This is a genomic window from Hyphomicrobium sp. 802 (genome assembly GCF_000526135.1).
In the GTDB taxonomy this organism is placed as follows: domain Bacteria; phylum Pseudomonadota; class Alphaproteobacteria; order Rhizobiales; family Hyphomicrobiaceae; genus Hyphomicrobium_B.
Genome location: NZ_JAFM01000001.1, coordinates 3,386,277 through 3,410,462, shown reverse-complemented (window position 1 = coordinate 3,410,462; position 24,186 = coordinate 3,386,277). Strand labels below are relative to the sequence as shown.

General features: G+C 57.7%; 17 protein-coding genes and 1 pseudogene. 6 read left to right on the top strand and 12 right to left on the bottom strand.

Annotation, left to right across the window (positions count from 1 at the left end; genetic code table 11):
- Positions 1–18: 18 nt before the first annotated feature.
- The 9 genes from HYP802_RS0117295 to HYP802_RS0117255 form a co-directional block, all read right to left on the bottom strand.
- Positions 19–3,108: an efflux RND transporter permease subunit gene (locus tag HYP802_RS0117295; RefSeq protein ID WP_024276226.1), complete on the bottom strand. Its 3,090-nt coding sequence runs from the start codon at positions 3,106–3,108 to the stop codon at positions 19–21.
- Positions 3,108–4,244, bottom strand: a complete 1,137-nt coding sequence (locus HYP802_RS0117290; RefSeq protein ID WP_013948657.1) for an efflux RND transporter periplasmic adaptor subunit — start codon at positions 4,242–4,244, stop codon at positions 3,108–3,110. The genes HYP802_RS0117295 and HYP802_RS0117290 overlap by 1 nt, the downstream gene beginning before the upstream one ends.
- Positions 4,245–4,546: 302 nt before the next feature.
- On the bottom strand, positions 4,547–5,110 hold the full coding sequence (locus HYP802_RS0117285) for a TetR/AcrR family transcriptional regulator (RefSeq protein WP_035575844.1): 564 nt from the start codon (positions 5,108–5,110) through the stop codon (positions 4,547–4,549).
- Between the two features lie 656 nt (positions 5,111–5,766).
- Complete coding sequence (locus tag HYP802_RS0117280; RefSeq protein WP_013948654.1) at positions 5,767–7,335, bottom strand: MSMEG_0569 family flavin-dependent oxidoreductase; 1,569 nt, start codon at positions 7,333–7,335, stop codon at positions 5,767–5,769.
- Entirely contained in the window at positions 7,328–8,305 is a 978-nt protein-coding gene (locus HYP802_RS0117275) for a sll0787 family AIR synthase-like protein (protein WP_013948653.1), read from the bottom strand. Before HYP802_RS0117275 ends, HYP802_RS0117280 begins: the two co-directional genes overlap by 8 nt.
- Positions 8,302–8,847: an MSMEG_0567/Sll0786 family nitrogen starvation N-acetyltransferase gene (locus HYP802_RS0117270; RefSeq protein WP_013948652.1), complete on the bottom strand. Its 546-nt coding sequence runs from the start codon at positions 8,845–8,847 to the stop codon at positions 8,302–8,304. Before HYP802_RS0117270 ends, HYP802_RS0117275 begins: the two co-directional genes overlap by 4 nt.
- Positions 8,844–9,947, bottom strand: coding sequence for an MSMEG_0568 family radical SAM protein (locus HYP802_RS0117265; RefSeq protein ID WP_013948651.1), 1,104 nt, complete (start codon positions 9,945–9,947; stop codon positions 8,844–8,846). Before HYP802_RS0117265 ends, HYP802_RS0117270 begins: the two co-directional genes overlap by 4 nt.
- Positions 9,940–10,923: a Nit6803 family nitrilase gene (locus HYP802_RS0117260; RefSeq protein ID WP_013948650.1), complete on the bottom strand. Its 984-nt coding sequence runs from the start codon at positions 10,921–10,923 to the stop codon at positions 9,940–9,942. The genes HYP802_RS0117265 and HYP802_RS0117260 overlap by 8 nt, the downstream gene beginning before the upstream one ends.
- A gap of 73 nt (positions 10,924–10,996) precedes the next feature.
- Positions 10,997–11,479 carry an MSMEG_0572/Sll0783 family nitrogen starvation response protein gene (locus tag HYP802_RS0117255; protein WP_013948649.1) on the bottom strand — a complete coding sequence of 161 codons (483 nt, stop codon included), beginning with the start codon at positions 11,477–11,479 and terminating at the stop codon, positions 10,997–10,999.
- Between the two features lie 283 nt (positions 11,480–11,762).
- Here HYP802_RS0117255 and HYP802_RS0117250 point away from each other — a divergent pair, with 283 nt between their 5' ends.
- The 5 genes from HYP802_RS0117250 to HYP802_RS22995 all read left to right on the top strand — a co-directional run bounded on the left by HYP802_RS0117250 (position 11,763) and on the right by HYP802_RS22995 (position 18,609).
- Complete coding sequence (locus tag HYP802_RS0117250) at positions 11,763–13,133, top strand: PLP-dependent aminotransferase family protein (protein WP_013948648.1); 1,371 nt, start codon at positions 11,763–11,765, stop codon at positions 13,131–13,133.
- Positions 13,134–13,525: 392 nt separating this feature from the next.
- The gene (locus HYP802_RS0117245) at positions 13,526–14,104 is read left to right on the top strand and encodes a hypothetical protein (protein ID WP_245261509.1); all 579 of its coding nucleotides are present in this window, start codon (positions 13,526–13,528) and stop codon (positions 14,102–14,104) included.
- A gap of 159 nt (positions 14,105–14,263) precedes the next feature.
- The gene (locus HYP802_RS0117240) at positions 14,264–14,902 is read left to right on the top strand and encodes a fimbria/pilus periplasmic chaperone (RefSeq protein ID WP_245261508.1); all 639 of its coding nucleotides are present in this window, start codon (positions 14,264–14,266) and stop codon (positions 14,900–14,902) included.
- Between the two features lie 9 nt (positions 14,903–14,911).
- Positions 14,912–17,593 carry a fimbria/pilus outer membrane usher protein gene (locus tag HYP802_RS0117235; RefSeq protein ID WP_013948645.1) on the top strand — a complete coding sequence of 894 codons (2,682 nt, stop codon included), beginning with the start codon at positions 14,912–14,914 and terminating at the stop codon, positions 17,591–17,593.
- Positions 17,594–17,775: 182 nt separating this feature from the next.
- Positions 17,776–18,609: a hypothetical protein gene (locus HYP802_RS22995; protein ID WP_244420893.1), complete on the top strand. Its 834-nt coding sequence runs from the start codon at positions 17,776–17,778 to the stop codon at positions 18,607–18,609.
- Positions 18,610–18,783: 174 nt separating this feature from the next.
- Here the strand turns inward: HYP802_RS22995 and HYP802_RS23305 are convergent.
- Positions 18,784–18,994, bottom strand: a pseudogene (locus tag HYP802_RS23305) (integrase core domain-containing protein); the annotation flags it as partial.
- A gap of 466 nt (positions 18,995–19,460) precedes the next feature.
- Between HYP802_RS23305 and HYP802_RS0117220 the strand changes: the two are divergent.
- A complete protein-coding gene (locus tag HYP802_RS0117220; protein ID WP_013948641.1) occupies positions 19,461–21,203 on the top strand; it encodes a carboxylesterase family protein in 1,743 nt (580 codons plus the stop codon).
- Between the two features lie 96 nt (positions 21,204–21,299).
- Here the strand turns inward: HYP802_RS0117220 and HYP802_RS0117215 are convergent, their stop codons facing one another.
- Both HYP802_RS0117215 and HYP802_RS0117210 read right to left on the bottom strand, forming a co-directional pair.
- The gene (locus HYP802_RS0117215; RefSeq protein ID WP_013948640.1) at positions 21,300–22,463 is read right to left on the bottom strand and encodes an alpha/beta fold hydrolase; all 1,164 of its coding nucleotides are present in this window, start codon (positions 22,461–22,463) and stop codon (positions 21,300–21,302) included.
- A gap of 345 nt (positions 22,464–22,808) precedes the next feature.
- The gene (locus HYP802_RS0117210) at positions 22,809–23,825 is read right to left on the bottom strand and encodes a helix-turn-helix domain-containing protein (protein WP_013948639.1); all 1,017 of its coding nucleotides are present in this window, start codon (positions 23,823–23,825) and stop codon (positions 22,809–22,811) included.
- Positions 23,826–24,186 lie beyond the last annotated feature (361 nt).

Sequence of the window (24,186 nt, the reverse complement as noted above, 5' to 3'; positions counted from 1 at the left end):
ATTCTTGCTCTTGTTCGGTCACGCCACTGCTGTGACTTCAGCCGCGTGCGAATGAACCTTTTCAGTCGGACGGACGCGGAACCAAATCGCGTAAAGCGCAGGCAGAAAGAGTAGAATCAGGAATGTCCCGACCGCCGTCCCGCCTATCAGGGTGTAGGCCATCGAACCCCAAAAGACCGATGTCGTCAGTGGGATGAAGGCGAGCACGGCAGCCAACGCGGTGAGGACCACGGGGCGCGATCTCTGGACGGTGGCCTCAACCACAGCATGATAGTCATCGAGGCCTTCATCCTTGTTGGTCTTGATCTGCTCGATCAGGATTAGCGTGTTGCGCATCAAGATGCCGGAGAGCCCGATCAAGCCGAGAATGGCGTTGAAGCCGAATGGCTGGTTGAAGATCAGCAGCGTCGGCACCACACCGATCAGTCCAAGCGGCGCGGTCGCCAAGACCAGCCACATCGCCGCGAACGATCTCACCTGGAAGATGATCACGATCATTGTCAGTGCGATCATGATCGGAAACACGGGGACCAGCGCGTCGTTGGCTTTCGTCGCTTCTTCGATGTTGCCGCCCATCTCGATGCGATAGCCATCGGGAAGAGAAGCAATCAGTGGCTGCAAGGCTTTTTGAATTTCCAGCGATACCGGCGGCGGCTGCATCGACTCGTCGATGTCGCTTTGCACTGTAATCGTCGGCGTGCGGTCACGCCGCTTCAGGATCGGATCCTCTTGAACAATCTCGATGTGGCCGACCTGACTGAGTGGCACCAATTGGCCGCTATCGTTTTGCAGGACAAGATTACCGAGTTTGGTCGGATCCAGCCTGTCCGGACCGGCGCTACGGGCAACGACTTGCACCGTGCGGATATCTTCGCGGACTCCAGTCACAGTCACGCCGGTCAACAGAAATTGCAGTTGCTGGGCGACGTCGCTCGGTGATAATCCGATCAAGCGAAGCCGATCCTGATCAACCGTGAAGCGAACGGACGGTGTTCTTTCGGTCCAGTCTGTGTTCACATCACGCGTATGCGGATTGGCGCGCATGATCGCGACCACTTTTTGTGAGATCTCTCTTAGCTTATCGAGGTCTGGCCCCATGACGCGGAAAGCGACCGGGAAGGGTGACGGCGGTCCGAACACGAATTGCGTTGCGCGAACGCGTGCCTCGGGTACCAGTCCCTCGGCAATCTTTTGACGAATGCGCAGTTTCAGTTCATCACGTGCTTCCGAGCTTGGTGTCAGGACGACGATTTTCGCGAATGATGGGTCCGGCAGTTCCGGATCATAGGCGAGGAAGAAGCGCGCAGCGCCTTGTCCGATGAAGGAGACGATATTCTTCGTTTCGGGCTGCGTTTTTAGCCAAGCCTCGACTTTCGCGACGGCCGCGCTCGTCACTTCGATGCTCGAGCCTTCGGGCATCTGCACTTCGACAAGCAACTCACGTCGATCGGAGCTTGGGAAAAACTGCTGTTTTACCCCAGTCATACCCACACCAGCCGCAACAAAGAGCAGGACGACGAAGCCTGCCACGATATACTTGCGACGCACCGCCCAGCTTACCGCTCGTCTGAAGCGCTCATAGTTCGGAGTTGAATAAATCGCGGCGTGGCCACCTTGGATGGGCTTAATGTTCGGCAGCATTTTCACACCGAGGTAAGGCGTGAAGGCTACGGCCACGATCCATGAAGTGATGAGGGCAAAGGCGACGATCCAGAAAATATTGCCGGCGTATTCGCCTGCCGTTGACCTCGCAAATCCGACCGGCATCAGGCCGATGACGGTGACGAGCGTTCCCGAAAGCATCGGCGCTGCCGTGTGGCTCCAGGCGTAAGCCGCCGCTTTTGTGCGCTCGTAGCCTTCTTCGAGTTTCACGACCATCGTTTCGATAGCGATGATGGCGTCATCGACGAGAAGACCAAGAGCCAGGATGAGCGCGCCGAGCGTAATGCGATCGAAGTTTCGGCCGGTGATCATCATAATCACGAAGACGGCCGCAAGCGTCAAAGGTACGGCTGCTGCCACAACGATGCCGACGCGCCATCCAAGGCTCAGAAGGCTGACGATCATGACCACCGCCAAAGCGACGACGAACTTCAGCATGAACTCGTCGATGGACTCTCGGATGTTTTCAGCCTGATCGATAATCTTGTTTAAGGACAATCCGGCGGGCAGAGATTTCGCAATCTTCGCTTCTTCTTCGTCGAGTGCTTTGCCCAGATCCAGGCCATTCCACCCGTCTTGCATTACGACGCCTAATACCATCGCCGGATCGCCGTTATGTCGGATCAGAAAGGTGGCTGGATCCTCGTAGCCGCGCTTCACCTCTGCGACGTCGGAGAGCTTCAGAACACGGCCGCCAGCCACGATTGGCGTGTCGGCAATCTTTTGAAGATCGTCATATGCACCTTCGACGCGTACAAACACTTGCGGACCGTTGGTGTCGACGGAACCTGCGGCCGTGACGACGTTCTGGCGATTGAGCGCATCAAAGATCGTCCGGGCGCTGATGCCCAACGTCGCGAGCTTGGCGTACGAAAACTCGACATAAATGCGTTCTGGCCGCTCGCCGAGGATATCGACTTTTTTTACGCCCGCGACATGGAGCAGTCGCTGCCGCAGCGCTTCGGCCTCTCTGGTTAATTGGCGCGGCGGCATCCGATCGCCCTGTACGGTATAAAGAGCAAAGGTGACGTCCGCATATTCGTCGTTGATGAACGGACCGATCGTTCCCGATGGCAGTTTTAGCGCCTCATCGCCGAGCTTCTTGCGCGCTTGGTAGAATTGCTCGGGGATATCGGATGGCGGCGTCTGGTCCTTCATCTGGACCTTCATCAGCATCAAGCCAGGGCGTGTGAACGTCTCCACCCGATCATACCAACGCAATTCTTGCATGCGCTTTTCGAGAGGCTCGGCAACGAGATCCTGCATCTCTTTTGCGGCCGCGCCGGGCCACAAGGCGGTAACCGTCAAAACTTTGATGGTAAAAGGCGGATCTTCGGCTCGGCCGAGCTTGTCGAACGCATAGGCGCCCGCCAAGGTAATTGCGATGATCAGAAACAGCGTGATGGCACGTTCGCGGACCGCGAGGGCGGAGAGATTAAAGTTTATCATCGTGATGCCGTTTCTTCGCCTTCGACGCGAACGTTATCGCCGTTGTGCAGAAGTCTACCGCCCAGAGCGACCACCTGATCGCCAACGTCCACGCCGCTGCTGATGAGCGCCTTCTCTTCACCGATGCCGGCGAGCTTCACCGGTCGGAAATTCACGGACATCTTCTGCTGATCCACCAGCCATACGCCCGACGACGTGCCGTCATCGATCACCGCGCTCACAGGCACTTCAACGATATCTCTGGCTTTGAACTGCGGGATGTGGACCGTTACCGTCGCACCGAGAGGAGCATTTGCCGCCGCCCCGCTAAGCACGTATCGCGCTTCATAGGTACGCGTCGCGGGATTGGCGGCATCAGAAAGCTGACGGAGCCGAGCGATCGAGCGCGACTTGAGGTCGCCATAAAGCGTAGCGGTTGCTTCCGAGCCGATCGCAGGCCGCACGGTTTCGGGAAGATCGACGGAAGCCTCTCTTGCGCCGGCATGCGCGAGGCGCACCACGGTTTGTCCGGCAGAGACGACCTGTCCAGGTTCTGAAAGCGTCTCCATCACCACACCGTCAGCGTCGGCTGTCAGGACCGAATAATCTTCTGCGTTGCGGGCGAGTTGCGCGTTGGCTTCAGCGGCGGCGAGCTGCGCTTCCGCGTTATCCAACGCAGACTTCGCCTGTTCGTAACGCTGATGAGAGATCCAGCCTTCGCCGACAAGGTTCTTGTATCGCGCCTCATCGGCGCGCGCTTGAATGGCAGTGGCGCGGGCCGCATTGATGGCGTTTGTCTGCGCGACGATGGTGAGTTTCAGGTCGACGGGATCGAGCTTCATCAATGGCTGACCAGCTTTGACGGTCTGCCCGGTATCGACGAGGCGTTCGATGATCTTTCCGGCAACGCGGAAGCCGAGATTGCTCTGCACCTTTGCCGCAATCACACCTGTGAAGGCGCGTTCGGCGGCGCTTGCCGATTGAACTGTTGCCACACGAACGAGTGGAACGCCGCTCCTCGGATCGGCGTCGGTCGGTTTGCAAGCGGCTACGCCCACGGACACGAGCGTCAAAGCCACGACGGCGACGGATGCTTTCAATAATGACGTGCCGGCCAGATGCGAATGCCCGGCGTTCTTTTCTAGAATTTTCATCACGACCTCACTGCCTGACGGCGGTCCACTAACCTTCAAACCGACTCCCCAAATATAGATTATATTCGACATCTTAAAAGCGCAAGCAAGAAAAGATGCTGACCATAATCTTTTTTTATTTTGGGCGGAGTCAGGTGGCTAGCGACTTGGGGCGAGCCGGAGGGCGGAGGTTCGGCTATCAAGTAGGCAAAGTCTGGCATGACGGCTGCTGGCCGGTTGCCGCGACGCGACCAGATGTGCGGGGGGGCAACCGCATTAGCGTCCCGAAGTAGGAGGGAGCCCCGCGAGCCGGGAAGTTTCCGTTATTTACGGGCTTCGATGATTTGGTTTGCGCGTTTGCGGGCCGAAGCGATGATTTCGCCGGACAACTTTTCATCGTCCGTCGTGCGGGCCATAGCGACGGCCCCGGACAGAAGCGAAAGCAGCTCAACTGCTTTGTCTTTGCGCTCTGCCGCTGGGCAGGACAAACCCTCCATGATCAGGGACAGATTTTTCTTGATGCCGTTGGTGAATACGCCTCGGATGGCGCCTTGCTCTCGGCTTACATCTGGCCCGAATGCCGCAATGGGGCAGCCGATTTCGGGCTTTTTGATATGCCCAAGCGTGAGATAATCCGTGACGTAAGCGATGAGAGCCGCCTTGGCCCCCTGCGACTCGACGCGTTCCCGAAAGAGCGCGTTGAACTCGGCAAAAATCCGCTCGGTCGCCTCGGCGACGAGCGCATCCTTTGAATCAAAGTGCTTATAGAAGCCACCATGTGTCAGGCCGGCCGCCGCCATCAGATCGGCGAGACTCGTACCGACGATGCCACGTTGGCGCAGCATTTTCGACGTCTCGGAAATGATTTCGTCGTGTCGTTGGGCCATCACCTCCCGGGACACTCGCATGGTCTCACCTCTTGTTTTGAACGTTTCTTTGTTGGGATAGCTGTCTTAATTGGCTGGCGTATCTTGATCAGTCACCTTGTCCGAAGCGTCCTGATCTCATTTTCCAATCGCGTGACGCAGGCTTCCTATATGTCGACCGGCTCGCAGGCAATAGCCAGCCGCGACCAGATCCACCCATTTCAAGAAACGGCCCAAATGCCTGTTGTATCACGTCTATCCAAAGCGTCATTGCTTATTAGATGTTGATCGAAATGCAATTGTCAAGGATTGTTTGGGCGGCGTCCAAAATCGAGGGGAGACCGAGGTGGCCACTCGGTCCCACGATCGTTCTTCCTGCTGTTAGCGCTTCTTGTGCCGCACGGACGCGCCAGCATGGCTAACCTTGGCCGCCGAGGAAGCTTGCCAGGCTCCCTGCTTAGAGCCGTTGGGGTTGACATAAGAGCCGGCGCCCATAGCGCGGTCGGTCTCTTCGAGAGCCTGGACGTTAAGCGCACCAGCAGAAAGGGCAGCGGCCGCAACAGTGGGGAGGAGAAAACAATTGTGTCGTACTTTGGACGTGATGCGAAAATCTAATCGCTGGAGTTTGCTAATCGTCGTAAGGCCGAATTTTCGCACCTAAGGCGGCCTCAACCGCATCAAGCAACTTTGCCTGCCGTCAGAGCGGTATGATGCTTTTCGATTTTGTCGGCGAGATAGCGGCTATCTTCATCGATAGCGAGGAATCGGCCGGAACCCCAGGTGTTTAGCCAACCCAAACCAATGAAATAGAAGCCGGGAACATCGCAGACGCCGCGATCGAATACGGGTTTTCCGCGCGCGCCGAACACGTCCACCTCGATCCAAGAATAATCCGGTCGGAAGCCAATAGACCAGATGACCGACGTGATGCCGAGCGCCGTGGCATCGATCTCCGTCGTTTCCGTCTCCGGGCGCCACAGTTTCTGGAATGCAGGCTCTGCCGGTACTTCGATGCCGTTCTTCTCGATGTAGGCGTCGATCTGCTCGCGGATGCCGACATAGCTCTTGTCGGCATCGTCGAGATTCTTTTCGAGATCGGGATCAAAGCTAATTTTTGCGCCGTTCATGCCGGAAACAGAACCGTAAAGTGATACGCCGCTATCGACGACGAACCGGCGCAAATCGATTTCTTTGCCGCCGTCGCGACCGGACATGTAATGGTTGGTCTGCGTGAGCGCCTTCATCGGATCCGGGTGTTCGGCGATCGTGATGGCGTAGTGGCCCATGTCATAGAGCCAGTCCGTTGCATCACGACCGCGATACTTGCGCGGACTGCGCGGCGCTGGGCCTACCGCCAAGTGGACCTTACGCCCGTCGCGAACGAGATCTTCCATGATCTGCACGCCGGACTGCCCCGTGCCGACAACGAGCGTCGCGCCTTCTGGGATCTGGGATGGCCGACGGTAATCGACGGAATGAATTTGAGTGATCGCGGGATCGAGATCTTTCGCGTATGGCGGCACGATCGGATTGTCATAACCCCCTGTTGCGATGACAACCTGATCGCAGATCCAGCTACCGATCGATGTTTCAATGGCGTATCCGCCTTGCTCGCGCGGAGCGATCCGCGTTACCGCGACGCCCTCACGGAGCGGCGGATTGAACGAGGATGCGAAGCCGTCGAGATAGTCCGTGATCTCGTCCTTCAGCATGAACCCGTTCGGATCATCGCCGGCATAGGGATAACTCGGCAGTCTGCATTGCCAGTTCGGCGTGACGAGGCAGAACGTGTCCCAGCGATTCACGCGCCAGGAGTGAAACTTCCTGTGGCGCTCGAAGACGATATGCGCAATTCGCTTCTGCGTCAGATAATAGCTCACTGAAAGTCCGGCCTGCCCGCCGCCGATAACGACGACAGGAATATGCGGTACGCCGATATCTTTCATGTCCGTCTCCTTAAGTGGCCTGATGTCCAGACAGGCCACCTCGGCGTCTGGCGTCGCTTCGAACAATTTGACCCGCGTCTCGATGCGATCGAGTTGCCCCATGGCGGCGGCGCAGGCATATCCGTACTTGCGCATTACGCGTGATGAAGCGCGCTCCATCGCGATACGAGCGCGCAGAAGAAATTCCTGAAGCGGATAGCTCGCGCCCGGCGTCAATAATTCCGAGACAATGCTTGATGGCGAATAGCAGTGCTCCGTGCTGCCATCGGGCCAGCGCAGGGTGAAAGAGGTCTCAGGCATGTTCGCAATTCCGCTGCCGAAAGCCGAGGTAGGGTTCGTTCGCGTAGTTCCAGAAGGGGGCCGTTTCACCGCCCGCGGAAAAGCGTACTTCGTCCCCGTCGAAGACGCTCCCGATCACTGCCGCGCTGATGTCGCGATCGGCAAAGTGGCTGACGACGCGATCGGCAAACGCCACGGGTACGGCGAGAAGGAAGCCGTAGCTTGGGAATGCCCGCAGCCAACGCGATAGCGAGATGCCGGCAGGCGGATCGATCGCGTCGAGGTTGAGCTCTATTCCGACGTCGGAGCTTTCCGCGAGCATCAGCGACGTGCCGGCAATGCCGCTCTGGCTGACGTCCTTGCCTGCGGATACGAGATCGTCTTCGGCAAGACGCGGGAGAATCTCGAGATCGTTCCGAAGTCGGTCGGCCGGCGCGCCCCCTGCAGCGAAGAAGTTATCGTAGTTGCGGAAGGCACCGCGCCTGTCTATCGCGGCGATGATGACGTCGCCCGGCGTCGCGTCGAAACTCGTGATGATGGCCTTCGCGCGGCCTAAAACTGTCACGGCGAGGCTGAGCTTGGTTGCGGAAAAATTCGTATGGCCGCCGACAAGGGGCACGCCGTAAGCATCCGAAGCAGCTTTGAGGCCGGCGAGGAGGGGCCTGGCGAGATCGCTATTCGGCGCCCAAATCTGGTCGATGAGCGCGACACCGCGTCCGCCCATCGCGGCGATGTCGGAAAGGTTCACCATCACGCCGCACCAGCCTGCGAACCACGGATCGCTCTTCACAAATTGCGGAATGAAGCCTTCGCCTGCGAGAAGGTCGTAGCCGCTGGCGTGCGGCAGGATCGCGGCGTCGTCTCCCGGGTGGCCGACGCTTTGTTGGGCGAGGCCAAGGCCCTTGGCAGCGTCGCTGATTGCCCGCTTGGATTGGATCGCAGGATGATTGCGCAGCTCTTCGATCAGAGCGTTGAGTGCTGAGGCCGTCATGCCGCGATCCTCCGCGGCTTGTGATACCAGCCCATGGCCTCGTTCAAGATCGGCGGATAGTGGGCGAGATTCGCGCTCATGAGGCCATGTGGTCTGCCGTGCAGTTCAACCATCTCAAGCAGCCGCCAGTTCAGACGGCGGAACAGGATGACGTTCTGCTCCTGCACATGCGCGTGAAAGGTGTGGCAGCCGCGCGTGTTCGCCAGCGAAACAGCGAAGCGGATCAGCTCAGCGCCCAAGCGGCCGACCTGGCGAAAGTTTCGGTCGACGACGAGGCGCGATCCCCACCAAAGACCGGGCTCGGCCTGGTGAATGCGGACTGTGCCGACCACCGCATCGGCTTCGTGTGCGTAGGTTGAGATCGCCACGAGATGCGTGGCGATCAGATCAATGTCGTCGCGGTCGTGCTCCTTGAAGATTTTCTGCTCTTCGACGAACACGCGCTTGCGCAGATCGGATGCGCCGCGCGCTTCCCAAGGCATGGAGGCCGCACGAATGAAATAGCCTGGGCACTGATACGGACGAGGCTCGATCTCGATCATTGCATCACTCGCAGCTTTTCATAAGTTGAGAGGGCTGAGCAGGCGCCGCACTTGCCGCAACCAGCCTTGATGTTCTCCGATGCCATTCCTGCCGCGACGATCATTTGGCCCAACGGGCGCAGGATCGACGCCATGAAGTCGGCGCTGGGTGAGGGATGACTTTCGAGCGGCGTGCCGGAGATCGGGACGAAGGGGACAACGAAGGGATAGACGCCCATCGTCACGAGTTTCTCCGACACGGCGAGGATGGCGTCGGGCGCATCGCCGAGGCCGGCGAGGATGTAAGTGGAAACTTGTCCGCGGCCGAACACTTTCACGGCGGCTTCGAAAGACGAGAAATATTTGTCGAGCGGGACGGACGCCTTGCCGGGCATGATCTGTTCGCGGATTTCTTGTGTCACCGCTTCGAGATGCATGCCGAGCCCATCGACGCCCGCCTCCGCCATGCGCTGGTGCCACATATCGTCATCCGGCGGCTCGCATTGCGCTTGGATTGGGATATCAATGGCGGCTTTGACGGCGCGCGCACTCTCGGCAAGGATCGCGGCACCGCGGTCTTTTCCGGGCGGCGTGCCGGTCGTCATCACCATGTGCTTGACGTCGTCGAGTTCGACGGCCGCCTTGGCGACCTCGGCCAACTGTTCCGGCGTCTTGCGCGCGATGGTGCGGCCCGCGGCGAGGCTCTGGCCGATGGAACAGAATTGGCAGGTCTTCTTCCGGCTTTCATAGCGGATACAAGTCTGCAGAACCGTGGTCGCCAGAACGTCGCGCGAATGCAGCGTAGCGATGTGGCTGTAGGGGATGCCGTCTTCGGTCTGCAAATCATAGAAGCGTGGACGGCCGGGAAAGCGGACCTGCGCGATTTCGCGACCGTCTCTCGTAATGCGCGCGCGGCCATCGGCGCCCGGAGCCTCGACCAGAAACGGACTTTCAAACGCAGGTGCGGTATGGACCGGTACCATCACCGTCTTATCGCCGATCGTCAGAGCCTTGTGGTCGGAGGGTCCTGCGCCGCCACGGCGGCTTTCGTGGCCGGCGCGCGGATCCAAGAGACGTACGCCGCGTGTCTGGAGTTCGTTGATGAGAGCCGAGTCAGACATAGTTCGCCTCCTCCTCGATCGATTGAGTCTCCGATGTTTGTGCTGCGTTCGATATCTCGCGGGCGTTCGCGGGGCGTGTGTCGTGGACGAGATGCAACAGCTCGGGCCGTGCGTAATGGCCGACGCTGTCCATCATCCGCTTGCGCTTCGTGATGAGCCGCATGTCGAGGTCGGCGATAAGGATGCCTTCGCCATTCGTGATGGGTTCAGCGAGGTGGCGACCTTCGGGCGAGACGATGCAGGTCATGCAGCCGTCACGCATTGCGGATTGCAGCTTGGGATCGGGATGAATCGATGCGATCTGCTCTTCCGTGAGCCAAGCCGTGGCATTGACGACGAAGCAGCCGGCTTCGAGAGCGTGATGGCGCATCGTCACCTCGATCTGCTCGCCGAAGATCGGACCTACAAGACTGCCGGGGAAATGCGCCGCGTGGATCTCCTCGTGCTGTGTCATCAAAGCATAGCGGGCAAGCGGATTGTAATGCTCCCAGCAGGCGAGAGCGCCGACCCGGCCGACTTTCGTCTCGACGACCTTGAGCCCTGCGCCGTCGCCTTGGCCCCACACCATGCGCTCGTGATAGGTCGGCGTGATCTTGCGCCGCTTTAGTAAGAGCGAGCCGTCGGCGTCGAAGATCAGTTGCGTATTGTAGAGCGAGCCGTGGTCTCTCTCGTTCACGCCGAGAACGATGACGACGCCGCGCTTGCGGGCGATGTCGGCGACCGCATTCGTATCGGCAGAGGGAACGACCACCGCTTCCTTATAAAGTTCAAGATGCGGTGCGCCCTGAAGGACCGGAGGAAGGACGAACGAAAAGTAGGGGTAGTAAGGAACGAACGTCTCCGGGAAGACGATGAACTGTACGCCTTTGTCGGCCGCCTCAGTGATGGCATTCAACACGCGCTCGATCGTGCCAGCGCGGCCCTTGAGGTCGGGGGCAATCTGGACGGCAGCGGCACGGATGGTATCGGTTCGCACGACTGTCTCTCCTTCTACGCAAGCGTGTTGCCGGTTGGAGCCGGACCGGCTCGTGCGCGGTCCGGCTCGGGGATCAGACGGTCCAGGTGTCGAGGATGACGGCGTTGGCCTTCTTGTGCAGAAGGACGCAATCGAGAACGTCCTGCGGTGCGATGGGACGAATGCCGGGGAGTAGCGACGGCTCGCCGTGGCCATAGAGCGCCTGAAGCGCGAAGCGACAGGCGTAGACCTTGCCGCCTTCCTTCATGAACTTGTTGAGGTTGGCGGCGAAGTTCTGGTGGCCCGGAAAAGCTTCATCACCGAGGGTTGGGAAGCCGCGCTGTATGCCAAGCGTGACACCCGGCCCGTAGAGCAGGATCGACGTCTCGTAGCCTTTCCGGTTGAGGCGGATGGCATTCAAGATGTTGACCAGACCGATCGAGCCTTCGAAGGCCACGGTGTGGAACGTCACCAGGGCTTTCTCGCCGGGCGAGGCTTTGACATCCTCGAAGACCTTCTCCTCGTAGTCGACGAAGTAGTCGCCGGCCTTATGGGCTTCCTGGGTCACTTGCGGCATTGCAGGCCTCCTTGTTGCGCCAACATGATTGAATGTTCTGTCGATAATATGCATACATTTGGCGGTCAATAAGACAATCAATTATCCATACAATAAAGTCGCGTAATTTTCTCTTTTGTCGATTTTTTGGGCATAATGGTGGGATTTTTGCTTGAAATTCCGGCGAAAGGAGCGCTTCAATTTCCAATATTTGCATGGCCTACATGCATACAATATTGCATCCATACAATCTGCTTCAATTTCCGTGCGGCATCACTTAATGGTTCGGTTGAGGAGAACGCAGATGGCGACCTGGAGACCGACGCTCACCGACAGCGGCAAACCGCGATACCTGGCGATTGCCGACGCCGTGGAAGAGGACATCCGTAACGGCACCCTCGCGCCGGGGGATCGCCTGCCGCCGCAACGCAAGCTCGCCGAATGGCTTGGAATCGATTTCACGACGGTTTCGCGGGCCTACACGGAGGCGCAGTCGCGCGGGCTGATCGATAGCCATGTCGGACGCGGCACGTTCGTTCTCGGCACGGATGCGGGCGATGTCGGCCCTGATCCCGCGAGATCGAGCCAGGAAGATCTGGCAATGAACATGCCGCCGGAGCCGACCGACGCCGCACTTCTCGCCAAGATGCGCGAAGGGCTCGAGTACGTCTCGGCCAACCTCATTCCGCTCCTTCGGTATCAGTCCGCGATTGGCGGCGAGAAAGACAAGATCGCTGCCTCGACTTGGCTATCGCTAAGGGGCATGGTGCCGAAACTCGACCGCGTGGCGGTGACGCCCGGCGCTCACGCGACGATGACTGCGATCCTGGCGACGATCACCAATCCCGGCGACATCGTTTTATGCGAGCGCATCACGTATCCCGGCATCCGCGCGATCGCCGGCCGCCTGCGTGTGAAGCTCGTTGGAGTCGAGATGGACGGTCAGGGCATTCTGCCTGATGCCATCGAGAAGGCCGTCAAAGCATTTGGCGCGAAGGCGCTCTACCTCAATCCTACTTTGCAGAACCCGACAACGATAACGGTGCCGACCGAGCGCCGCTTGGAAATATCGCAGGTGCTACGCAAGCATGGATTGCCGCTGATCGAGGATGACGCCTATGGATTCATGCCGACAAAGGCGCCTGCACCGCTTGCGGTCTCGGCGCCGGAGCTCAGTTGGTATATCGGCGGACTGGCAAAATGCATCGGCGCGGGTTTGCGTCTTGCCTATACGGTTGTGCCGTCGGCAAAGGACGCTTATGCGCTCGCCGAAGCCTTGAAGGCCGTCTCCGTGATGCCGTCTCCGCTCGGAATGGTGTTGGCGACACGCTGGATCGAAGATGGTACCGCGGATCGCATCCGCCGGTTCATCCGCGCCGAAACGGCGGCTCGTCAACAGCTCGCATCAGAAGTGCTAAAAGATTTCGACTACGTCTCCGCCGAGAATGCCTTTAACGTCTGGCTTCGTTTGCCGGAAGGTGCTGGACGCGCCGATATCATTGCTCGCATGGCTGGGCGGCATATCGGCATCATTCCGTCCGATGCATTCACCGTTGGCGGTTCGCCGAGCGAGCATGTCCGTGTCTGCCTTGGAGGCTCGATCGGCCGTGAGGCGCTCAGATCGGGACTTCTCTTCATGTCACACACGCTCACGCAGAACGCCTATTCCGGATAGACGTCTCGTCGAAATCAGCTCAGGCCGAGCGTGTCACCTTGCAAAGTGCGAAACTGCTCGCACCGGGGCGTAGCTAGCGTCAACTGTCCGAGCGTTGTTCGGAGATGAGGTCCTTCATCCTGGACCGTCGCTATTCGGTGGAGCGCAGCAGCTATGAGATATTTTCGCTAGCCCGTTCTCATCGGCGAGTGAGCAGGCTGCGGCTGAAATTGCGCGGACGCTCCTCGCCGCCACATTACCGGTGGCGCGCTGCTGATCCAGTAGCGACGTGCGCGATAGCCAGTCGGTCACCCGAAACCAGAGCATTTGGTTCTGAGCGCCAAGCGGTAGGGGCGACTTTAAAGCTCGTCGAACAAGTTAACCCATCGTTAATCGTTCAATCGCACCTTCTAATGGTAATCGAATCGTATTTTTATACATTTCAAGGTGACAAAATGCTCACCATCCGGTTTTGGGCCATCGTCGTTGCAGCGATGGCCGCTGCAAGCCCTGTCTTTTCCCAGGCCGCGCAACAGCAAATCGAAATTACGGCGACAGTCAATAAGGCTTGCACGATCAACGGAGCTTCGACCGGCACTCTCGATACCGCCACGATACCGATTGATGCGTCTGGCAATGTGGTCACGGGAGCGATCACGCCAGCTAACGCGCCCTACGCGAATGTTATCTGCAACGCTCCTTCAACGATCCAGCTGACGTCTCAAAATGGTGGCGTAAAAAATACTGCGACCCCGCCTTCCGGCTACACCAACATTATCGACTATCAAGCGTCAGCGACATGGAACAGCGCGACGGCGACCATCGACACAGCTACAATTCCGACGGCCAACGGAACGGAATCTGGAACGGCACAACCCGTGTCGGCGGGATCCGGCTCCCTCCAAGTGACCATTAATCCAGAAGCCAATTCATCCTCGCTCGTTGGCGGAACATACTCAGACCTCTTGACGGTACTTTTGACACCTCAATAAGCGCATTCCAGTCGCGTCACTTCAGTAAAAAAATCGAACGACAATGATAGGGCGCACTCAATGCGATTTCCCGGCCGGCGCTTCGCTGCCTATCTTTTCTTTCTATTCTGCGGGGTCCCGCCGTCATTAGCGATGACGGTCACACCGATGCAGATTGAAATGTCGTCGACCGGACGGCTGAGCCGCGGCGTGATTACCGTCGTCAACGACAGCGAAGTTCCGCTTCCCGTCGAGATCGTCATCAAAAGAGCAAACCTCGATCCACGTGGCGTGCCGCACCTTTCCAACGCGGGTGACGAGTTTCTTGTAATGCCCCCGCAAGCGCTGATCCCTCCCGGCGCCACGCAAAATTTTCGTCTTCAATGGCTAGGAGAGCCACTGCTCGAAAAAAGCGAGAGTTTCTTTTTCTACGTCAATCAAATTCCAATCAAACTCTCGGGGAGCCGCCACGACGTCCAACTGGTTTTCAGCGTTGGAGTCATGGTGAACGTCGCTCCCCCGCGAGGCCAACCCGCGCTGAATGTCGTCGGCAACAGCATCGTAACCGACAAAGGCGGCCGACATTATCCCGCCATCACCGTGGAAAACCCGACGAACGTCCATGCATTATTTCCGCAATCCGTTGTCCAAGTATCGAGTGGGAGTTGGTCTGAGACAATATCGAGCGGTGAACTCGCGCAGTTCATAGGTATCGGCTTGGTACAGCCTGGCCATCGGCGACGCTTCGTATTGCCCGTTCCTCTGCCACCAGGCGCGACCTCAGTGCAGTGCCGGCTTCAATTCGATCCTCGACGCTAGGCATGCGCAGTGTCTGCGACACCCCCATTCTCGCGAAGTATCGGCAAGAGACAAAGGATATTTCAGTACGTATCGCTGCTGCCCCTGCAGATTACCCTGGTAGTGATGCTGAGTAGTACGTTCGCCGTGAGCGCCACGCCCGCAGGCGCCATAGAATACGCGAAGCCCATCTCTTCTCTCCTGAACTCGACAGGAAAAGCCATTGATATGGAGGTGCCGCTCACGACCAATGGAAAAGAACTGGGCGACATCGCGATACGAATTAATCCGGATGACACGCTGCTGATCAACCGCTCCGCGATAATGTCGATGCTGGCGAGTCTGCTCGACGGGAAATCCCGCGAAGATTTGTCTGCCATTCCATCCAAGGGGTACTTTATCGCACTGACCGACGTGGAAGCAGCTGGGTTTGACATTCGTTTTGATCGCCCCTTGCAAGAACTGCAGTTCAAACCGCGCGTCGCGCAGTTGGCCACGACCGATATCTCTTTGGGGAAACAGCGTCGCGCGCCATTGAGCTCGACACTTGCCGAGCCGGCTCGCACGTCGGGCTACGTGAACCTCTATGCGAGCCTCGACCATCAGTGGGAGACGAGCTATCCGGCGCATGAGGGCGCCGATACAAGCGGCAGGCTAGAAATGAACTCTGCCGTACGAATTGGTCAGTTCGTGTTCGAGAATAGCGGCGTGCTGACGGGAACCGTCGATGTCAACGTCTGCCCGACGCAGGCTATCTGCACCTATCAGCATACCCCCGGCTTCAAGCGCCAAATGTCCCGCTTGGTTTATGATATGCCTGCCGAGCGAATTCGCTCCGAGCTTGGCGATGTCGAACCGCTCGGCATCGGGTTTCAGCAGTCTCCAGAGCTTCTCGGCTTCTCGTTTGAGAAATCCAGTCGCAAGCTGACGCCAGGGGATACGCTGGAACCAGCAGGAGGTGGCTCTTTCACAATCAATCAGCCCTCCAAAGTCGAGATAATCGTCAACGGAATCGTTCAACAACAGCTCCGCCTGGACCCAGGAAGGTACAATCTCCGCGATCTTCAATTGGCAACGGGTGCGAACAATATCGATGTCGTCATCACCAACGACGCAGGCTTGCAACGAACCGTACGATTTACCGCATTCTTCGACGCCAACCTGCTGGCTCGCGGAAAAAGCGAATGGGGCCTCACAGGAGGGCTACCATCATACTTGCGCGACGAAAGCCGGGATTACCTTCCCGACCTTTACATGGCCAGTGGCTATTTTCGTTATGGCATCTACGACGCAGTGACTGCTGAGGGCGACATTCAGGCAAACAAATACGTCGCGATGGCTGGAACAGGCGCTTTGGTCGATACCGGCATCGGCCTTGTAAATCTGCGCACCGCGATGTCGGCAGGACAGCCAGGAATAGGCGCAGCATTCGGGTTGGACTGGAGCGTCGTAAACTTTGCGGGCCTACTTGCTGCGAGCGGTGAAAGCTTTCGCTTCTCGAGCGAGTACCGCAGTCCTCATTTTCATTCTCCCGGCGACATCAACACAGCGGACACCGGCATTCTCTTTCCCGAATGGAATTATTGGCTGAACCTCAGCGCGACGTGGTCAGCTCCCGTCAGCAACGAGACGACCATGGCGCTCTCCGCGCGCTACCAGTTCGTCAACAACGCAGAATTCGGCCAATCGATCTATGATTGGAGCACTGATCGGTATGGCGCCGACGTGACGTTCTCCCGTCCACTGACCCGGTCGCTTTCGGGCAGCTTGACCGTCGGTGTTTCCAACGAAACTTTCTTGGCTACTCTCGACCGCGTGCGCGATCCCAGCCCCGAGTTCCGCATCGGCGTCCGTCTATTTGATAGGCCCGACGATTTTACAAGTGTTACTGCTGGCTACGACTCGATTGATACACAGACTGATGTTTCGGCTTATCGCAGCCAGGGCAACGGCCTCGGTCGCTGGGACACGAGCGTGTACGTTCAGCATAGCGACTACAACGCCCAGGCGTCTGTGAGCGCGAGCGCGGGTTACTATGGGAACCGTGGTCAGGTCAGGATCATTCAGAATTCCGGCTTTGAGGGCATTTCGTACTCGAACTTCGCCGTCGAGCCGGGACCAGAGAGAACATCTTTACAAGTAGGTACGGCGATCGCCTTCGCAGACGGTAAGATCGCTATCGGAGCTCCTATAACGGGAGATGCGTTCGCGATTGTCTATCCTCATCCGTCAATAGAGAACAATGACATCACCATTGGCGATAATGAGAATATAAAGGCGATTGCCGACGGATGGGGACCGGCATTGGTAACGTCGCTGCCGGCTTATGCGCCTTATACCATTCCCGTGGACGCCGATGATTTGCCGCCGGGATACAGCCTCGGTGCCGCGGCCTTCGATACATATGCTCCGTTCAAAGCCGGTTACGCCCTTGAAGTTGGCTCCGACTACTCCGTGTCGGCTTATGGAACGCTCGCTTTGGCGAACGGAGAGCCGGTTTCGCTGGTGAGCGGTGTCGCGCGATCGGTCAACCACCCCGAGAAAACCGTAACGATTTTTACGAATGCGGCCGGACGTTTCGGTGCCGACGGTTTGGCGCCCGGAGGCTGGCTTATCGAAATGCAAACTGACGGAACTCCGACAACGTTTGTCCTTGACGTCCCAGCGGGAACGAAGGGCCTGTTCAAAGCAGGAACGCTCCATCCAAAATGAAAATCAAAGCGACATCCCGTCCGGCACTTCTAGGCTTCGCTATAGCGGTTGCCTGCGCATGTGGATCGCAACAAGCTCAGGCGGTCTGCGCAATTCTTTCCTCTTCTGTCAGCCCTCTGAGTATCAGCACGGGAACGTATTCCCCGCCGAATGCGCCAAGTCCGCAATCTCTCACAATCACTGTGAGCGGCACATATCTCGCAGCACTGGGAGACCTCGCCGGCGGCTGCGCGATCGCCGTCGCCTTCAACCGCTCTTCTTTGCCCGCATCAATGGCGCTCACGTCCGGCGGTTCGGCTTCGATGCCATATACGCTGCAGTCGGCGTCCTCCGGCGGCAATAGCCTGCTTTACACCGGCAGTGGGCTTCCGGCCCAGTCAAACTCACTGCTTTTGAATTTTCCCGCGTCAACCTTGAGCATCGCCTCTTTTTCCGTCTCAGGAACAGTGTGGGCGCTCGCACAACCGATCGATCCTCAGCAGGCTGGCAGTTATCTTGACAATCTGACGGTCCGAGTCTTCTCAAGCACCCTTGCTGGAATTCTGCAAGGACAAGTGTCGAGCCAAACATTCACCGTCACAGGGCAAGTCGCCAAGTCCTGCACCATCGGCGGCCTGTTTCACCCCGCTGCAGACACCGCCACGATTCCGGTAACGGCAGGCGGACAAGTGGTGACAGCAGTGATCAACAAGTCCTACGCCAATGCTGTCTGCAATACACCGTCGTCACTGCAGCTCACCTCACAGAATGGCGGCGTGACGACAGCGAGCACGGCAGCAGGTCTCCAGAATTTCATAAACTACAGCGCGTCGGCGAGCTTCTCGGGTGCCTCCGCATCCGTCGATACCGCTACTAATCCGGCGACTGGCGTGCAAGAGTCGGGTAGTCCAGCGTCCACCTCCGGGAGCCTCCCATCAGGGACGCTGTCAGTGTCCATTGTTCCCCAGCTCAACAGCAAAACACTGGTGGCGGGGCCCTATGCTGACACGCTCACGATCACGATCTCACCTCAGTAGCGCTCACACGCATGAAATGGTCCGCGCCGAAAAGCACTATGGCGGTCGCCGGTCAAACGGGTGTGTCGTCATGGCTGGACACGCGATTGGCTCAAGGTGAAGACGAAAGTCTGGCACGGAGCGAACCGCGATCAGTTCGACATGATGGTTCGGGGAGGTCGGCCTGAGTTATTGCTAGCGGCGCTTGATGTCATCACGTTGTTTGAGGATACGGCTCCTCGTCCGAAGTAGACGTCGGTCGGGGTGAGGTTGTCCAGGCTTTCGTGGTAGCGGCGTGATTGTAGTGATCGACGAAGCCGGCGATGGCGCGTTCGAGGTCACCGGGAAGATAGTAGTTTTCGAGCAGGATGCGGCTTTTCAACGAGAGGCGCCGGCGCTCGATTTTCGGGACGTCGTACTTATAATACCAGTTTTGGGAACCGGAGCGACGAAGGAATATTTGGCCATATCCGACATGCTCGATTTGTAGCAACAAATCGTAGCAGTCGAGTAAAGAAAGCCCTTGTTTCTCAATGGCTTCTATAAAATCAATGGCTTAGCTCGAATTGGCGCCTCGTAGGGGCGGGGTGTAACAAATTGATTTCAAACGATAATACCGACTGCTACTGCTCTATTCAGTAGCAGGCTTCGGATGCAAATGCCAGGCTTTGTGAGGGCAGTCGATGAGGGGTTTCCACCTCTTGGCTCAGTGAGCCAGTTCCTTATGTCCAACTCCAGTCATTTTAATGCACGGATTCCAACGGCCGTTCGCTAGCCGCCAAGAGCGGCAGGCATGTTTGTGCTCCATTGGGAGTCGACTGCGCGCACCCGGCTGATAGCCGACGGCGCTCCATTGGAATGCTGAGGAAAGCATGAATAAGCATCGCGCAAAGATGAAGCACGCCTACGGCAAGTTCCTCGGCATTCTGCTTGGCGGTATCATATGCTCAGGGTTTGCACCGCTGACCTCGAAGGCCGACGTCCACGCGAAAGGCAACAACAGCGCGGGCTCGGGGCCCATTGTCAGCACCGTCGACGGACGCCTGCGTGGTCTCGTCCGAAACGGCATCGATATTTTTCTGGGCGTTCCCTATGCAGCGCCTCCCGTTGGGAACTTGCGATGGCAGCCGCCGCAGCCCGTCAAGCGATGGCAGGAGGTGCGCGACGCGACCCAATACGCGCCGATCTGCTCGCAGGTGACAGAGCTTGGAGCGTTTGCCGGCCCCTCTAGCACGAGTGAAGACTGCCTCTATTTGAACGTGTTTACCGCCGGAGCGGCCAAGAACGGCAAAAAGAGACCGGTTTTGGTGTGGATCCACGGTGGGGCGAATGTCGACGGCGCCTCGAACGACTACGACGCGAGCAAACTTGCGAGCGGGGGACCCAATGGGGTGCCGACAGTCGTCGTCACGCTAAATTATCGCCTGGGACTGTTTGGATTCTTTTCCCATCCTGCAATCGATTCAGAGGGCCACCTCTCTGGTAACTACGGCATTCTCGATCAGCAGGCTGTGCTCCGCTGGGTTCAGCGCAACATCGCGGCTTTCGGCGGCGATCCCGACCGAGTAGCGCTGGGAGGACAGTCAGCCGGCGCGGTGGATACCGCCGCCAATATGATTTCTCCTTACGGCAACGGCCTTTTTAATCGCGCAATCTTGCAAAGTTCGCCGGGATTTCTCGCGAGCAATTTCGTGACAAGGGACGTGGCAGAAGGCCACGGCGTTAGCTTCGCGAAGGCGGCAGGCTGCTCCGTTAGCTCGAACTTGAAAACTGCCAAATGTCTTCGAGATCTCTCGGCTGCTCGCATTCTACAATTGCAAGGAACGACGAACGCGGACGGGCGCTACGGCAGCGGCATGCTATCCATCGACGGCAACATAATTCCCCGCACACCCGATCAAGCTTTCAATACGGGAAGCTTCAACAAGATGCCCATAATGGGCGGCGGAACTCGCGATGAACTGACCTTCATCACGGGCATCACCCAGTATTTTTCGGGGCCGCCGCAGACGCCGATGACAGCGGCTCAATATTCAGCCGCTGTTGCAGCCGGCGCGCCGTGCACATTCTGCGTAGGCGGAGCCATTCCGGCGGGAACCGCCGCTCGATATCCGCTCTCCAATTACAACGGCGATCCGATGCTTGCCTATGCGCGGGTCACCACCGATTCCGTTCGGTGCCAGGAAGTAAATGTTTTAGAACGCCTCGCCTCCCAGGTCCCGAGCTACGCCTATGATTTCACGTACCAGGACGCCCCATATTATTTTCCCAAGATGCCAGGCTTCAAGCCGCTGGCGGCCCATACGATCGACATCCAATTCGTCTTCGACAAGTGGCATGGCGGCCAACTCGGCGTAAATCTCGATCAAACGACGGGTCAGCCGCGAGATCTCAATCAGCAGGAAGAAAATCTATCGGACCAAATGGTGGCGGCTTGGACAAACTTTGCGAGCACGGGAAATCCGAACGGCACGGGAAATACGCCATGGCCCAAGCTCGCGACGGGAAACACCGGCAAATATTTGCTCGAAGACGTCCCTCTGTCGACGCAATCCGTCGCGCAATTCCGGGCGCATTATCAATGTGATTTCTGGAACGCGATCTCAGGCAACTGACTCCTTCATTTCCTTTCTCGGCTGAGGGGCCGCGCAAACTCCAGATAAAAGGGGCAGTCGCGAGATCGCGCGCCCGCCCCAATTGACATCTTCAGCTCACCAGCAAGCGCTGACGTGATGAGGGCCGCAGTTGCACGGGAAGTGCTTATCCCGTTCCACGTTCCGGACGATCCACGTTTCCAGGATGTCGGCGAGTTCAAGATTGTTGTTGTCCATCATCATCATGTGGCTGTTGCCCTTGATGCCCAGATCCGGCAAGAGGACGAACTGCGCATTTCCGCCCGCCTGTTTGAACGACGCGACGGTGGCTTGGCATCCCTGCCGCCGTGCATCGCCGTTCGCCCCGACCGCGCCGACGCTGTGGTCTCCCCAGAACGATAGAAACGGAACCTTTGAATAGGCCTGCTTGATGTCTGCATCGGTCACCGGCGTGCAGCCGCCTTCGACTGAAATCAGACCCTTGACCAAGTTGGGTCGTTGCACGACGGCGCCGAGACCCAGGGTGCCGGATTGCGAATGCACGATGATGATCGCCGGTCCAATCTTGTCCAAGAGCATTGCAAGATCATTCGTGGTGTTGTCCGTGCCACCTTCCAGCGTTACTTCAGTGTTGGGTACAAGCTGAGACTGATATTGATCCATCGCTTGCAGCGGAAATCGCTCGTCGGGCCATGGCTGGCCATATGCCGGGCCGAACAGAAAATTCACCCAGGCACCCTCACGCGGGTAGAGCTGGAATCCAGCCGGCGGCAAGGCCGCGAGATTTTGCAGCACGATCGCCTGATTGACTGAGGTAGGATTAAAGCTCGACCGACCTCTGCCGGCTTGATCGACGACGTACACAGGATAGCCGTGGCGAACGAAATACGTCGCCCATCCTTCACGGCCATCGGGAGTCGTTTCGTACGTATTCCCGGTGTGATTGGACCCGTGCACCATGATAATTGGGAGCTTCTTGGAGATCGTTGCCGGGATTCGGTAATGGACGAACATTTGATTGATCACGTACGTTCCTGGCGCGTTCAGTCCGGTAGGCGTCGTGCTCGGGAAGTCGCTATGGGCTTGCTGTCCGCCGATAAAAAATGTGCCCTCGTCGCGCAATGTCATCGGGCTAGGCAGCGTATAATGCGGTTTGCCTTGATTGGTCTTGTCATGCCCATTGACCAAGGGAGATGCAGAGATCCCGGTGAAGCTCAAGAGGGCGGAGCACAATGAGATGGCTCCCACGGGGAAAAGTTTGTTGAGACGCTTGTTTGTCATCGGTTACGCTCCGGATTGGCTACGTGGTCATTTTGCGCAATCGAGCGGGAGCGTCTTGGTATGCGGTGAACTTATCTAGGCCGCGGGTGTACTTGCACGTAAGTGTCAGTGCGATCCATGAGCAGCACGTATTATCAACGTAGACGGAACAAGTTTCAGTTTGAAAAGGCGCCGAGAAATTATCTTTGCTGGCCCCAACGAGAGAATAGCGCTGCCGCTAGTACCATCAGCAGATAGCGCGGGCATTAATGAGTAAATAAGGGCTCGCAGGCGTCATTGAGGCGGGAGCAAGGTTGTCACCTGCAAGAGGTAGATGATTTATATCCGGTTCTATCACCTGCGAAACTATTCCTTCGAATAGGAAGGAAGTGGCAAGGCCTCGACATCAAGCGCATTCCCCGGTGTGCATCCAAACTGCTTCTTGAAGGCACGATGGAAAGTTGAAAGATCGTTGAAGCCCCAACGGTAAGCCAACGACGAGATGGACGGCCGCCGTCCTGAGCTGACCTGCAGATCCCACCGGATGCGTTTCAAACGTTCCGACGTTACGTGCGTGCCGAATGTGGAGCCGAATTGGCCAAAGAGCTTATGCACGTATCGAATTGAGATGCCGAATTGCTGGGCCACTTTGAGCGGCGACAGGTCGGGATCAGAGAGATTATGATCGATGTAGTCAAGGAGCTTCTTGAGGAAGTAATTCTTCGATCCCACTTCCTTGACGTTAGTTTCGAACAGTCCCATCGAAATCGGAAGCAAGGCGATACAAGCTTTCAAGAGGCCGTCCAGTTCCTCCACCGGAGAGCTGCACAAAGATTGCGCCAACATGGTCAAGCAGGCCGATAGGGGCGCACCGAGCTTCTCGGATGAGATCAGAACGTTGGAAAACGGCCTACCGCCGATACTCTCGAGACGTGAGAATTCTTGCATGGGAACAACCAAGGCGAGGTTGTCACAAGGAACTTCAGGCTTTTCCGTGAGAATTACTGCGGAAAAGCTTTCGTAAAGGACGAGATCACCGCGTTTGGCTATCTTTGTCTCGCCACCTTGATCGACTTTTAGCTCGCCTGAGATGATAAGATTCGCGTGGACGCAATCGATTGGCGAATTTGCAATGTTGGATTTGGTTTTCGTCGCAACAATCGGACTCATTCGTACTCGGCCGACGGCACCATGGCTCAGCGTGACGCTTTCGACCCGGCCTACAAAATCGCGACCCGAGTACTCCGGCGTCCAGGGCATAAAAGCGCTGCAGATGGTTTCACGAAAGTGCGTGAAGGCCTCTGCCCGAACTCCGTATTGGCTATCCCAAACCTGAAGTCGATCGTCGGTACGCGGGAACGCCGATTCAAGCTCGCTCGACATTTTTCCTCCCTGAGCGGTTCTTGCGCCGCTTCGTCGATGCACATCCTGCATAGCCGAACTCGGGGTCGACACATATGGCAGAGAGTGAACTCGCGAAAAAAAGTGTCGGCGCAAGGCCTGCATTTAGCGGGATTTTTCTCGTATTCGAGCAAAAATGAAAACATCTTCGCAGATGCGAGAGCGCTAACGAGGTAGGACCGCTGTTGCGAACGCCCAATGAACAGTCACACTATTGAAGACGTGATCCAACGGTCATTGTGGATATTGCCGGAGCTCCAATGATCTGTTGCCGGCACGACGAGCAATGATCGGATCCGGCATTCCGTACTCATCGCAGAATGCACTTACTGACAAGCAAGTT